At 29.9% G+C, this 14456-nt stretch carries 12 protein-coding genes; all 12 read left to right on the top strand.

The annotated features are described in order from the left end of the window. Window positions 1-34 precede the first annotated feature (34 nt). The 12 genes from JK636_RS20605 (at window position 35) to JK636_RS20550 (ending at window position 14432) form a co-directional block, all read left to right on the top strand. Window positions 35-1066 carry a peptidoglycan bridge formation glycyltransferase FemA/FemB family protein gene (locus JK636_RS20605; protein WP_202750863.1) on the top strand — a complete coding sequence of 344 codons (1032 nt, stop codon included), beginning with the start codon at window positions 35-37 and terminating at the stop codon, window positions 1064-1066. A 9-nt stretch (window positions 1067-1075) separates the two neighbouring features. After that, window positions 1076-2122: a nucleotidyltransferase family protein gene (locus JK636_RS20600; protein ID WP_202750862.1), complete on the top strand. Its 1047-nt coding sequence runs from the start codon at window positions 1076-1078 to the stop codon at window positions 2120-2122. A gap of 27 nt (window positions 2123-2149) precedes the next feature. Beyond that, window positions 2150-3142: an NAD-dependent 4,6-dehydratase LegB gene (locus tag JK636_RS20595; protein ID WP_202750861.1), complete on the top strand. Its 993-nt coding sequence runs from the start codon at window positions 2150-2152 to the stop codon at window positions 3140-3142. 32 nt (window positions 3143-3174) lie between these two features. Next, window positions 3175-4284, top strand: coding sequence for a LegC family aminotransferase (locus JK636_RS20590; RefSeq protein WP_202750860.1), 1110 nt, complete (start codon window positions 3175-3177; stop codon window positions 4282-4284). An 8-nt stretch (window positions 4285-4292) separates the two neighbouring features. Further along, window positions 4293-5711 (top strand): lipopolysaccharide biosynthesis protein, encoded by a 1419-nt coding sequence (locus tag JK636_RS20585; RefSeq protein ID WP_202750859.1) that lies wholly within the window; start codon window positions 4293-4295, stop codon window positions 5709-5711. A 177-nt stretch (window positions 5712-5888) separates the two neighbouring features. After that, on the top strand, window positions 5889-6989 hold the full coding sequence (locus tag JK636_RS20580; RefSeq protein WP_202750858.1) for a Gfo/Idh/MocA family protein: 1101 nt from the start codon (window positions 5889-5891) through the stop codon (window positions 6987-6989). Between the two features lie 29 nt (window positions 6990-7018). Beyond that, entirely contained in the window at window positions 7019-7762 is a 744-nt protein-coding gene (locus JK636_RS20575) for an N-acetyltransferase (RefSeq protein WP_202750857.1), read from the top strand. Window positions 7763-7797: 35 nt separating this feature from the next. Next, on the top strand, window positions 7798-8775 hold the full coding sequence (locus JK636_RS20570; protein WP_202750856.1) for a GNAT family N-acetyltransferase: 978 nt from the start codon (window positions 7798-7800) through the stop codon (window positions 8773-8775). Between the two features lie 43 nt (window positions 8776-8818). Next, a complete protein-coding gene (locus JK636_RS20565) occupies window positions 8819-10534 on the top strand; it encodes a glycosyltransferase family protein (RefSeq protein WP_202750855.1) in 1716 nt (571 codons plus the stop codon). A gap of 11 nt (window positions 10535-10545) precedes the next feature. After that, on the top strand, window positions 10546-11625 hold the full coding sequence (locus JK636_RS20560; protein WP_202750854.1) for a glycosyltransferase: 1080 nt from the start codon (window positions 10546-10548) through the stop codon (window positions 11623-11625). A gap of 13 nt (window positions 11626-11638) precedes the next feature. Next, window positions 11639-13072, top strand: coding sequence for a polysaccharide deacetylase family protein (locus JK636_RS20555; RefSeq protein ID WP_202750853.1), 1434 nt, complete (start codon window positions 11639-11641; stop codon window positions 13070-13072). Window positions 13073-13106: 34 nt separating this feature from the next. Beyond that, the gene (locus tag JK636_RS20550; protein WP_202750852.1) at window positions 13107-14432 is read left to right on the top strand and encodes a glycosyltransferase family 4 protein; all 1326 of its coding nucleotides are present in this window, start codon (window positions 13107-13109) and stop codon (window positions 14430-14432) included. Window positions 14433-14456: the final 24 nt, after the last annotated feature.

Here is a 14456-nt window from a genome sequence, read left to right as displayed (position 1 = left end):
AATTTGGAAATATAAAGGAAAGGCGCTGATTGATGTGGTTGAGGTTCTTTCAACAAAATCGGATAAATGGAATGAATATTTAAAATGCTTCAAGCCGTCAGAAATTGATATATATTTTACTAAAGAGTATCATAGGCTTCATGAGGAAAATGGTGATGGAAAAGCACTGTGCTTTGTTTATAGAGAAGATTCATCTATAGCAATGTATCCTTTTATAATGAATGAGATTAAAGGATATGCATTAACAGTAGAGTATTATGATATTGAAAGTGTATATGGTTATAGCGGCCCAATTTCTAATTCCAAAGAGGAAAAGTTTTTAAGTAATTTTGAAAATGCATTCTTAGAGTATTGCAATAAAAACAATATAGTTGCTGAATTTATAAGATTTCATCCTCTTATAAATAATTTTTCTATTTTTAAAAAAAATATAGAAGTAATTCACAATAGAAAAACAGTGTATTTAGATGTAGAAAAAGATATAAATAGTATCTGGGAGCAGGATATCACGAGTAAAAACCGCAATATGATTAGGAAAGCAGAAAAAAATGGTTTAAATGTTATAGTTAACAAGGAGTATAGAGCATTTAGAAATATCTATAAATTAACTATGGACAAAGTATCCGCAGATAGTTATTATTATTTTAATGAGGGCTATTTTAACTATATAAAAAACTATGATAACTTTACTCTAATGAATGTTATGTATAAGGATATAGTTATTGCATCTTCAATATTTATGATTTACGGAGAATATTTTCATTATCATCTTGCTGGAAGTTTGAAGGAGTATTTGAATTTGGCACCTAATAATTTGTTATTATGGGAAGCAATAAAAATAGCTCACAGCCTTGATGCAAAATTGATGCATTTTGGTGGAGGATTATCTAATAGCGAATCTGATAATCTTTTTAAGTTTAAAAGCAGTTTTTCAAATAAGCTGGCAGATTACTATATAGGGAAAAGAATACATAATAAGAGTATCTATAAATTCCTAATAGATGAATGGGAACAAAAAAACAATAGAAAAGCAAGTATATTACTCCAGTACAAAATGAGGATTTAGGGGGTTAATATGGCGTATTTAGATAATTTATTAGTAACAGAACAAACAACTATAATTGAAACTCTTAAGAAAATAGACAGTAATGCAAAAGGTATTGCTATAGTTGTAAGTGATAATAAAGAACTGATTGGAACTATAACAGATGGAGATATAAGAAGGGCTATTATCGACGGTGCCGGTACTTCATCAACCATAACAAAGATTTATAATAAGAAATGTAAGTATCTGCTTGATAATTATGATAAAAAAGATATAGAAAATATATTTAAGAATGATAAAATTAGGTTTATACCTATAATAGATCAGTACAATGTAGTTATAGATTTATTAGAAGTAGATAATGATAATTTCAGTGTTTATAGGGATAACCCCGTATTAATTATGGCTGGAGGGTTAGGAACAAGACTTAGACCCTTAACAAATGATTTGCCAAAGCCAATGTTAAAAGTTGGCGGTAAACCTATACTTGAAACTATAATTGAACAATTCAAGATAAAGGGTTATAAAAATATATTACTATCTGTAAATTATAAATCAGAAATCATAGAAAATTATTTTAGAGATGGTTCTGATTTTGGAGTATCTATAAAGTATATTAGGGAAGATAAGAGAATGGGGACTGCAGGTGCAATAAAACTTGCAGAACAGTTTTTAAATAAAGATTTTTTTGTAATTAATGGTGATATACTTACTAATGTTTGTTTTAACAGACTTCTTGAGTATCATCAGCAAAATAATTTTAAGATGACAATTGGCGCTCGAAACTATGAGACTCAGATTCCGTATGGAGTCCTTAATATTGATGATACATGTGTTACGTCAATAGAAGAAAAACCAATAGTGAACTTTTATGTAAATGGCGGTATATATGTTCTTAGCCCGGATACGCTTAAATATATACCTGAGAATGATTATTTCGATATAACTGAATTGATAAACAAAGTTTTAGAAAACAAGGATAAAGTGGGAAGTTACCCTATACTTGAGTATTGGATGGATATAGGACAGTTAAAAGACTATTATAAAGCTAATGAGGATATAAAGAAATATTTTTAATAAACTAACGCGGAGGATTAAAAAATAATGAATTTATCAGGAAAAAAAGTATTGGTAACCGGTTCAGAAGGTTTTATTGGAAGTCATTTGACAGAAAAGTTAGTTGAACTGGGAGCTGAAGTTACTGCACTTGTTCAATATAATTCTTTTAATAACTGGGGTTGGATCGATACGTTTCATAAAGACATTAAAAAAAGCTTAAATATTGTTACAGGAGATATAAGGGAATATGATGGTCTTAAAAGAGTTATAAAAGGTCAGGATGTTGTTTTTCACCTGGCAGCTTTAATAGCTATTCCTTATTCCTATTCTTCTCCTATGGCTTATGTTAGAACTAATGTTGAAGGAACAACCAATGTTTTAGAGGCATGTAGAGAATTTGGAGTTGAAAAAATAGTTCATACATCAACAAGTGAAACTTATGGAACAGCTTTATATGTGCCAATAGATGAAAAACATCCTATGCAGGGACAGTCTCCATATTCAGCCTCTAAAATATCTGCAGACAAGATGGCAGAAAGCTTCTATAAATCCTTTAATGTTCCCGTGGCTACAATCAGGCCATTCAATACATACGGGCCTAGACAATCTGCAAGAGCAGTTATACCAACAATTATTTCTCAAATTCTGTCTGGAAAAACAGAGCTGAAGCTTGGAAGCTTAACACCTACTCGTGACTTTAACTATGTAAAGGATACTGCTAATGCATTTATCAAGGTAGCTGAGAGTGATAGTACTATAGGAGAAGTGGTTAACGCCGGATCAAATTATGAGATTTCAATTGGTGATACTGTAAGAAAGATAATAGAAGTAATTGGCAAGGACGTAAAAGTAATTTGCGATGAAGAAAGGCTGAGACCAGAGAAGAGTGAAGTTAATAGATTATGGGCTGATAACAAAAAAATAAAAGAGTTGACAGGATGGGAACCGAAATACTCTTTAGAACAAGGATTAAAGGAAACTATTGAGTGGATTGGAAACAATCTTAGCTACTTCAAGACTGATATATATAACGTTTAATACTAAAGAATAAATTTAAAGGAGGTATTTCTATGATACCATTAAGTATTCCCGAAATAAGAGGTAACGAGTGGAAGTATGTAAAGGACTGTATTGATACAGGCTGGGTTTCATCAGTTGGAAGCTATGTAGATCTTTTTGAGATAAAATTTGCTGAATATGTTAAGGCTAAGAAAGCTGTTGTAACAATGAATGGAACAGCAGCAATACAGCTTGCCCTAGTTACGCTGGGTGTAGGTGAAGGAGATGAAGTTATAGTTCCTTCTTTAACGTTTATATCGCCAGTAAATGCAATAAAATATGTAGGAGCGACGCCTGTATTTGTTGATGTTTGCAGAGATACGTATGTAATGGATGCTGAAAAAATAGAAGAACTAATTACACCAAAAACAAAAGCTATATTACCAGTACATATATACGGTCATCCCGCTGATATGGATATGATTATGGATATAGCTAGGAGGCATAACCTATTTGTAATTGAGGATGCTACCGAAGCCCTAGGTTCTGAGTATAAGGGAGGTATGGTTGGTACAGTTGGTCATATTGGATGTTATAGCTTTAATGGAAATAAACTAATAACTACTGGAGCAGGCGGTATGCTTGTATCTAATAATGAAGAGTATGCGGATAGAGCAAAGTTTTTATCTACTCAAACAAAGGTAGTGCTGGAGAACAAGGCGTTTTATCATCCAGAAGTAGGCTATAATTTTAGAATGCCTAATCTGCTTGCTGCCTTTGGGGTAGCACAATTAGAGAATATAGAAGAATTTCTTAAGGTAAAAAGAAGCAATGCTAAATACTATAATAAACAGCTAAATGAAGTAAAAGGTATAACCATTCCAGTGGAAAAAGAATGGGTAAAAAACTGTTTTTGGCTCTATTCAGTAGTGGTTGAGGACGAATATGGCATAGCAAGAGATGAGCTCATTATCAGGCTTAAGGAAAAGGGGATTGAATCCAGGCCATTCTTTATGCCTATTCACGATATGCCTCCATACAAAATGTGCAAGCGTGGTAACCTAGATGTAACAAACGACTTATATAATAAAGGTATAAACCTACCTAGCTCTGTAGGGTTAACTCATGAAGATATCAATCTAGTAAGTGAAGTTATTAAGGAACTTGGGAAAGGAAAATAGATATATATATGTTTAAAGCCATTGTAAATAAAGCTTCCCAAAATACTCTAATAAAGAGTGGGTTCTGGTACACTATAGGCAACTTTTTTCTTCAAGGGATATCTTTTATAACCATACCCATATTTACAAGATTGTTAAATACAGATAATTATGGGGTTGTAAATTTATATTCAACTTGGCAGTCAACCTTCATGTATATTATTAGTTTAGGACTAGCTTCAAGTGTGTCAAAAGCTAAACATGACTTTAAAGAAGATTATGATGGTTACCTGTCTTCTATTCTTTTTTTAAGTATAATCTCGTTAATTGTGGCAGTTTTTTTGGGGTGCATTTTTAAAAATAGTATAGCTTTTGCAACACAGCTTCCTGTGAGTCTGATAATGATATTAATTTTTCAAAGTTTTTTTGCTTATGTTGTAGATTATGTAAGCACTAAATATACTATAGAATATCAATATAAAAAGTATTTGTTTATTTCAATTAGCAGTACTGTACTTAATGTTATACTTTCAATAGTACTTATATTAAGCTTAACGCAAAACAAGTATATTGGCAGAATAGGTGGAGGATTTGTTGTTACAAGTGTATATGGTATAGTACTACTTATATTGATATTGGTAAAGGGAAAAAAACTAATTAATATTAAGTATTGGAAGTATGCTTTAGCATTGTCTCTACCATTGATACCTCATAGTATATCTGGATTAATTTTATCTCAGTTTGATAGAATTCTTATTAGAAAATATGTAGGATTTAGTGCAACTGGTATATATAGCTTTGCATATAATATGGGGATGATAGTTAGCGTGGTATGGGCATCTACAAATAAAGCCTGGGTACCTTGGTTTTTTGAACAGATGGATAAGAGGAATGTAGATGATATAAAGCAAAAAATGAAATACTATATTATTCTATTTTCTGTAATAGTTAGTATACTAATATTTGTTTCACCAGAACTAGTAATGATGATGTCGAGCAAAGGATTTTGGGAAGGACTTAAGTTAGTTCCAATAATTATGATTTCCTATTTTTTTGTATTTTTGTATAGCTTGCCAGTTAACTATGAATTTTATATGAAAAAGACCTACTTGATATCTATAGGTACATTTTTATCTGGTTTTATTAATATAATTTTAAATTTACTATTAATACCGAAGTATGGCTATATAGCAGGGGCTTATACAACACTAGTATCATATATATTACTTTTTCTTTATCATTATATTATCGCAAATGTATTATCTAAAGGTAAGCTATTTGAAACGAGATATTTTGTGTTTAGTATAGTTTTTATCTTTGCTGTAGCTGGTATGTTTTATATTCTTAAATCACTGTGGGTAATAAGATATATCATAATAATAACAGGTATAACATTGGCATTTTATATTATAAAAAATAAAATACAAGTTATTCTGCTTAAGAAATAACATCAAGATATTACTCTTGATGTTTTTTTATTCAACGTTTTTTGCCTAAGAAGTTGATTAATTTTAAAAATGATGTAAAATGATTAGAGAGGAATATGAAAAAACAAAAATGGGAACTAAGAAGTTAATTATAGAATTAGTTGTTAATAAAGAAAATACTGAATAGAGGTGTATTTAATGAGGAAATTAAAGTTTGCTATTATAGGTTGTGGAAGAATTTCTTATAAGCATGTAGAGGCTATTGCAAATAATTATGCAGAGGCAGAGCTTGTTGCGGTATGTGATGTGATAGAGGAAAACGCAGTAAGGAGAAGAGATGAGTATTTATCTCAAATAAGTAGCCCGGTAAATATCAGCGTTTACACTGATTTAACCAAGATGCTTGATGAAATAGGCATAGATGTAGTTACTATAGCTACAGAGAGCGGATACCATCCAGAGATAGCTATGCATTGTATGAATAAAGGTAAACATGTAATAGTTGAGAAACCAATGGCATTATCAATTACCGATGCTGATAATATGATAAAGTGTGCTGAAAACAATAATGTTAAGCTTTGTGTATGTCACCAAAATAGATTTAATAAATCAATACAAGAGCTTAGAAAGGCTGTAGAAGAAAATAGATTTGGAAAACTTGTAAATGGAACAGCTAGAATACTGTGGAATAGAAATATGGGCTATTATCAACAGGCTCCATGGAGAGGTACATGGAAACTGGATGGCGGAACGTTGATGAATCAATGCATACATAATATTGATTTACTTCAGTGGATGATGGGTGGAGATATAGATACGGTATATTCTCAAAGTGATACCTTCTTAAGGGATATTGAAGCTGAAGACTTTGGAGCAATTGTTATAAGGTTTAAGAATGGAGCTATAGGAATCGTAGAAGGAAGTGCATGTGTATTTCCTAAAAATTTAGAAGAAACGCTTAGCATTTTTGGTGAAAATGGAACTGTTTGTATTGGAGGACTTGCTGTAAATAAAATAGAAGTTTGGAGATTTTCAGATAATATAGATAGTGAGGATACCATTTTAAGAGCTCAGGAAAATGATCCTGATTCAGTTTATGGTTACGGTCATATACCTTTATTTAAGGACATGATTGACTCTATCAATAAAAATAGAGAACCATTGATAAATGGTTTAGAAGGAAAAAAAGGGATGTCTATAATTTTGGCTGCATACAAATCAAGACTTACTGATATGCCTGTTAAATTTCCTTTGAATGATTTTTCTACATTAGATATGATTAATACAGAAGATAAATAATTTAATAGTAGTATAATGGAGATGAGAGTATGGACTGTTTTATTTCTGATAATTCAACAATAGCTGATAATGTTTCTTTAGGACATTTTAGTGTAGTAGAAGATGGTGTTCAAATAGGAAAAAATTGTATTATTGGTCATAACGTGATTATAAGAAAAGGTAGTATAATTGGAAAAAATGTTAGAATAGATGATAATACTGTTATAGGTAAGGAGCCTATGAGAGCTGCAAATAGTATCTTTAAAGATGACGAAAAGCTTTCGCCAGCGGAGTTAGGGGACAATTGTTTAATTGGAGCTGGTGTAATTATATACAGTGGCTGCAAAATAGGTGAAAAAACTTTAGTAGCAGACTTGGCTACTATACGTGAAAATGTATCTATTGGGAGTAAAACAATAATAGGAAGAGGAGTAGCTGTTGAAAATTTCTGTGAAATTGGTTCAAATTGTAAGCTGGAAACAAATGCATATATAACTGCGTACTCTAAGTTAGAGGATTATGTTTTTATCGCACCTGGAGTGGTAACATCTAATGATAATTTTGCCGCAAGATCAAAAGAAAGATTTGGCAAATTTAAAGGCGTTACAGTTAAAAAAGGAGCAAGAATTGGTGCTCAGGCTACAATACTGCCTGGAAAAATAATTAATGAAGATGGTTTTGTTGCTGCAGGTAGTACTGTTACTAAAGATGTTGAAGCAGAAACAATTGTTTGCGGAAACCCATCAAAACCAATGAGAAATGTACCAGAAAATCAATTGTTAAGAAATCAGTAAATGAGCAACTAATGAAACTTTAAGGAGAATTGTTGATGACTAGCAAAGAAAAGTATAGAGAATTATGTGACAAAGAAAAAACCATTCCTATATTTTCTAGGTCATGGTGGTTGGATGCTGTATGTGGAGAAGAAAACTGGGATGTGCTGCTTGTAGAAAAGGGTGGTAAGATTATTGCATCTATGCCATATACAACAACAAAGAACAAGATATTTAAAGGAATTTCAATGCCTCTTCTTACTCAAAAAAATGGAATATGGATTTGTTATCCTGATAATCAAAAGTATACTAGCAAACTTAGCTATGAAAAAGATATTATTAATGAAATAATTAACAAGATTGAAGTATTGAAATTGGATTTCTATGTACAAAACTATGACTATACATTTACTAATTGGCTACCTTTCTATTGGAAACAGTATAATCAATCTACAAGATACACCTATGTAATTGATGACTTATCAAATATAGATAGGGTTTATCAGGAAACAGACGGTAAAGTTAAAACTCAGATTAGAAAGTCGGAAAAAGTTGTATCTGTAAAAGAAGACTGTTCTATAGAAACTTTTTATAAAATGATATTTTTGACTTTTAAAAGACAAAATATGAGTATGCCATATTCATTTGAACTTATAGAAAGAATAGATATGGCATGTAAAGAAAATAGATGCAGAAAGATTTTATATGCGGAAGATTTGCAAGGTAGAATTCATGCAGCTATTTATTTAGTTTGGGATGATACCAGCATGTATTATTTAATGGGTGGTGCTGATCCAGAGTTAAGGAATAGTGAAGCCACTACGTTATTGTTATGGAATGCAATTAAGTTTGCATCTACAGTAGTAAAAAAATTTGATTTTGAAGGCAGTATGATTGAGCCAATTGAACGATTCTTTAGAGCTTTTGGTTCAACGCAAAAGCCTTATTATAAAATATGGAAGGATTATTCAAAGTTATATAAGCTTTCAAATATTGCAAAGCAATTAGGAAAAGTTATAATTAAAAATAGATAATTATAGGTTACTTTAGATACTAAATGATAAAGGAAAAAGGCTAATGATAGAAATAATATATACTGATGTCCAAAAAACTATTTCTAATAATAATAAAATAATTAACTTATTTGATTTTACAGGTTCTCTGTCTGTCGACGAAGTTTCATTTGATTTTATTCAATATCTGGAAGGTCAGATGACAGATAATAAGACCATAGAAGACTTTTTCACCTACGATGGAATACCAATGTATTTTTTTGTTAGACCTACACTTTATGGTAAATTAAAGAATATTATATTCTTCATTGAATTAATGAAGAATATAGTCAATAATGAATCAGATAAGTACTTGCTTAAAACGGATGATAAAGTATTATATACTGTTGCAAAAGACTTATTTAAAATAAGAGCAGAGATGGTAGAATCAGAGATACAGATAACCAAACGTTTTGACTTTAAGTATTATTTCGGCTTAGCTAAAAGGTATATTAAAGGATCAGTGAATTTATTTAAATTTTCCTTTAGAGGTACGAAAGGAAGAACTTTAGCATTAACCCATTCTGCTGATATTAATTTTATTAATAATGATGACTATAGAGGTTATTTTGATACTCAGCTTGGAAAGGCCATTAATAAGCTTAAAATATCAAACAATGTTTTAGAATTACAACTTCTTAGCAGTAGGAGTCAAATAGATAAGGCTTCACAGTATAAGAATGAATATTGCCCTTTTGAGTTTTTTATTTTATATAAAAGGCTCGTTTCTAAGAAGTTAGTTGATGAAACAAAAATAAAAGATTATACAAGTTACTTTCAGAGTTTAAATTATACTTATAAAAAATATGATATCAAGGCTATTGTTTTCGAAACTCTTATTAATTTTAAAAAGGAATGTTTAAACTATTTGATAGAAATTTTAGCTGCAGAACGATTTATTAAAAAATATAAATTCGTAAAATGCCTGATTGCAGGGGAAGGGGATAGAGGAAGATGTTTTGTAGTGGCTAGTCATCGTGCGGGAGTACCCTGCTATGCAGTACAACATGGAATAATAAATGAAACATCTCCAAATTATATTATAAAATCTAAAGGTGAAACTAATATAGTTCCTACTATCTCTTTTCTATGGGGAAGAAGATATCAGAATATGCTTCTTAATAATACTAGTATTTACAGCAATGCAAACACGGTTATAGTTGGGCAAGCTAGAACAGATTTATTAAAGCAGTATAAGGATAGATTAGATAATAATAGTAAAAAGATACGTATACTTTATGCTACTCAATATTTAAAGGATCTTCTTGAACCAGCCACAGAAATGCTGTTTAAAGCATTGAAGCTTCTAGAGACTGAATATGAACTTATTATTAAGTTACACCCTGCAGATAATTATACAGATTTCTATAATACGCTTATAGAAAATTATAATATTAAGAATGCTTCTATAATAAAAGATCAAGATTTGTATAATTTAATTTCCTGGTGCGATATTATTATCAGTGTTCATTCAACAGTTGTGCTGGAAGGGGCGTTAATGGGAAAACCTTCTATTTGTATATTATTGCCTAAATATAATGATGAGGGTGGATTTGTTAAGGATGGTATTTCACTTGGAGTAAGTGATGAATATAAATTAGCTGAATATCTATCTTCAAGAGATTTTGGATATATGAATAAAATGAAGTTGTATATTGAAGATAATTTCTATGCTGTTGATGGTAATGTAGCAGATAGGATAGTAAGAGTTATAAATAGTTCGGATAAATACAATGACTAGAGGAGAATGAAATGAAAAAGTTATGTTTATTGGCGAACGCTAATAGTATCCATACTCAAAAGTGGGTGGAATATTTTTCTGATTTACAATACTCAATAGAAATAATTACTCTTACGGATACTAAATATGAATATAAACCAAACGTAAAGGTTCATTATATTAGTCCAAGTTCAACAAATAAACTTAGCTATTTTTTATTAATTAACAAGGTAAGAAAATTAGTGTATAATATAAAACCAGATATATTGCATAGTCACTATGCTTCTAGTTATGGAATGCTAGGCAGAATGTGCAACTATCACCCCTTTCTAGTTTCTGTTTGGGGAAGCGATATATATCAATTTCCTGAGCAAAATATCCTAAACAAAATCTTGCTAAAGTATATATTAAATGGTGCGGAGGCAGTATGTTCAACCAGTGAAGATATGAAAAATGTTACTCAAAGATATTATAATGGAGATATATTTATAACTCCATTTGGTGTTGATATTAATATTTTTCAAAAACAAAATCCTATTTTTAGTAAACAAAATATTACAATCGGTGTAACAAAAAGCCTAGAAGCAGTATATGGTATAAATTTTTTAATTGAGGGTTTTTCAAAAATCTTAAAGAGATTTCCACACAGAGATTTGAAACTTTTAATTGTAGGCGACGGATCAGAAAAGGAAGAATTAACTAAGTTTTGCGAGTATTTAGGTATAATGGATAAAGTATTTTTTGCTGGTGTTGTTGCTAATGAGGACATTGTTGAACATATAAATCAAATGGATATAGTTTGTATACCATCATTGAGTGAAAGTTTTGGAGTTTCAGCAGTAGAAGCTTCGGCCTGTGAAAGACCGGTTGTAGCAAGCAATGTGGGTGGGTTGAAGGAAGTTGTTATAGATAATAAAACAGGTTTCCTAATAGAAGCAAAAAGTAGCGAGGAAATAGCCAATAAAATAGAAATTTTTATAAAGGATATGGATTTAGCAAGGCAATTCGGGAAAAATGGAAGAGAATTTGTACAAAAAAAATTTTCTTGGGATAAAAATGTTAAGATAATGGAAGGGATATATGATATGCTTATTGACAAGTTTTCATATTAATTAGGAGCTTATAATGAAAAAAATTGCTTTTTTATATAGTAATGTAGAGTTTAAAGATAAAATTGAATACAGTATTAGAACTATACTTCAAAACTATAATGTTAGTTTTGATTTGTTCTGTGTTTCTGACGATAAATACGATAAGTCAAATTATGAAACTATAATTTATTATGGGAAAAAACAAGACGATATTTATTGTGATATATGGATAATTGAATCTGGTTTATTTAGTGATAGCTATTTGAAGTCTGAATCATTACCTGTTGAGGTTAATTACTACAATACATTACCAATATTCTTTTTTGATGAAAAGTATAATTTCTATGAGCTTAAAGAAAACAGTAGATTTATTATAAATAACGATATAATTCAAACCGCATTTTTTTTCTTAACCTGCTATGAAGATTACGTAGTTAATGATTATGATAAGTATGGAAGAGCTAATATTGAAAAAAGCATACTTTACAAAAATAATTTACTTTCAATTCCAGTTGTAAATATGCTTATACAATATTTAATTGATTTATTAAATAAATACTACCATTTAGATATATCGGTGAAACCACTATGGGGAGATAAAAACTTCGCTTCGATATTATCACATGATGTAGATTGTATAAGCAAGTTTTTACCTTTTAAGAAGGAATTAAGACTGCAACTTAGTTTACTTATAGCCGATAAAAGACCAAAGCAATTTTGTAATAGATTCTTCGGTTATATAAATAAAAAAATAAACAAGCGGTATAAAGATCCCTTTGATACTTTTGAATACATTTTAAAGATTGAAGAAAAGTATGGCTTTAAGTCCACTTTTTATTTTATGGCAGACAATAAAACATATATGGTTACCGATAAAGCGACACAGTCAATAGTACAGAAGATAAAAAGTTATAACTCTGAAATCGGATTTCATCCAGGACTAGGAACTAGTAATAACATAGAAATATTTAATAAGCAAAAGCAGTTATTTAACAAATATATTGGGAGAAATAATAAGTTAGGTATAAGACAGCATTATCTTTCATTTATAAGTGGAACTACTTGGGAGATTCAAAATGACGCTGGAGCAATATATGATACGTCAATTTGCTATCCCCAGGTTGCGGGCTTTAAAGCAGGCTATTGTTTACCATATAAGGTTTATAGTTTATCAAGGAATACTGTTTTAGATTTTTGGGAAGTTCCATTGATTGTAATGGAAGGTAGCCTGCTGCAGTATATGAAATTAAATGGTGATGAGGCAAAGATATATTGCATTAATCTAATAAATGAAGTGGAAAAGTATAATGGCGTTTTTGCCTTACTATGGCATAATTCAGCAATATGTGACGAATATAATCCCTTTAGTAAAGATTTATTTAAATGGATATATTACGAATTGTCACAAAGAAACTGCGAATCTAATAGTTGTATGAATATTATAAATAAAGTGATTAACAATGCATAATAAATATACTATAAGCATAGACAGGGGATAAATTATGAGAAATATTTTGATGATAGCCTATTATTATCCTCCATTAGGAGGGGCAGGAGTACAGAGAACTTTGAAGTTTTCTAAGTTTTTATCAAAAATGGGCTATAATATATCTGTCCTTACTGTACTTAATGATTCAAATACTATAAAGGATGATTCAATGACTTTAGAGGTTATTGATGGAATAAAAGTTTATAGAGCAAAACAGGGAAAATATATATCATTAAGTAGTAATATATCGAAAAATAAAGAATCAAAACTTTATATTCGTCATGACAATCTAAGCTCTGATAAGTCAGTAAATATAAAAATTAAAAATGTGATAAAAAACATTTTTAAAAAGATATATGCAAATATAAATATACCTGATGATAAGATATCTTGGAGAAAAGATGCTGTAAGATTAGGTCTTGAAATTATACATCAAAACAGTATAGACATTATTTATTCTACTTCTGGACCATATACAAGTCATTTAATTGCTTATGAATTGAAAAGAAAAACAAATTTGAAATGGATTGCGGATTTTAGAGATCAATGGGTATCAAATCCTTTTGTCAAGTATATGTTTATACCTAAAGAAATAAATAAATATTTAGAAAGGAAAGTAATAGAAAAATCAGATAGGGTAATTTCGGTTAGCAAGCCTATTATTGATGATTTTATTAATAGATACGAAAAAATTGATAAAAATAAATTTTCCGTAATTACTAATGGATATGATGAAGAGGATTTTAATGATTACGATATTAATAAAAAAATTGATAAATTTATAATTACATATAATGGCACAATATATGGAAAGAGATCTCCGAAAAATTTTTTAAAGGCAGTTGATAGTCTTATTATTGATCATAAAATAGATAAAAAAAATATTATTATACAATTTGTTGGTCAACTTGGTAATGATGGTAAAAGAGAAATACAAGAATTTGTATACAAATACAATGATAAAGTAGAATTAATAGAATACTTACCACATAAACAAAGTATAAAGCAGTTGGAGAGATCTTCTGCACTTCTTTTAATTATAGAAGGCGGAGAAGGTAGCGAAGGCATTTATACGGGAAAGGTTTTTGAATATATAAGAAGTGGAAGATTTATTATTGGAATTGTTCCAGAGGGAGTAGCGAAAAATTTAATTCAAGAAACAAATACAGGTATGTGTTGCAGCCCAAATTCAATTAAAGAAATAGCTGAAGTTATAAATACAGCTTATAAAATATGGCTTAATGAAGGAAGGCCTCTTAATATTAACTGGAACGAAGTGAAAAAATATGAAAGAGAAAATATTGCAAAGCAATTATCTATTATAATAAAAAACTTATAGAAGTAAATCAAATTTAGTAAACAA

It is taken from the genome of Clostridium rhizosphaerae (genome assembly GCF_016765585.1).
Classification (GTDB): domain Bacteria; phylum Bacillota; class Clostridia; order Clostridiales; family Clostridiaceae; genus Clostridium_AT; species Clostridium_AT rhizosphaerae.
This window is presented reverse-complemented; position numbering and strand designations above follow the sequence as displayed.

Coding starts and splice junctions, on each gene's coding strand:
- JK636_RS20580 (WP_202750858.1), top strand. CDS start 5,889: ATGAGGAAATTAAAGTTTGCTATTATAGGTTGTGGAAGAATTTCTTAT.
- JK636_RS20550 (WP_202750852.1), top strand. CDS start 13,107: ATGAGAAATATTTTGATGATAGCCTATTATTATCCTCCATTAGGAGGG.
- JK636_RS20590 (WP_202750860.1), top strand. CDS start 3,175: ATGATACCATTAAGTATTCCCGAAATAAGAGGTAACGAGTGGAAGTAT.
- JK636_RS20585 (WP_202750859.1), top strand. CDS start 4,293: ATGTTTAAAGCCATTGTAAATAAAGCTTCCCAAAATACTCTAATAAAG.
- JK636_RS20595 (WP_202750861.1), top strand. CDS start 2,150: ATGAATTTATCAGGAAAAAAAGTATTGGTAACCGGTTCAGAAGGTTTT.
- JK636_RS20600 (WP_202750862.1), top strand. CDS start 1,076: ATGGCGTATTTAGATAATTTATTAGTAACAGAACAAACAACTATAATT.
- JK636_RS20570 (WP_202750856.1), top strand. CDS start 7,798: ATGACTAGCAAAGAAAAGTATAGAGAATTATGTGACAAAGAAAAAACC.
- JK636_RS20555 (WP_202750853.1), top strand. CDS start 11,639: ATGAAAAAAATTGCTTTTTTATATAGTAATGTAGAGTTTAAAGATAAA.
- JK636_RS20575 (WP_202750857.1), top strand. CDS start 7,019: ATGGACTGTTTTATTTCTGATAATTCAACAATAGCTGATAATGTTTCT.
- JK636_RS20565 (WP_202750855.1), top strand. CDS start 8,819: ATGATAGAAATAATATATACTGATGTCCAAAAAACTATTTCTAATAAT.
- JK636_RS20560 (WP_202750854.1), top strand. CDS start 10,546: ATGAAAAAGTTATGTTTATTGGCGAACGCTAATAGTATCCATACTCAA.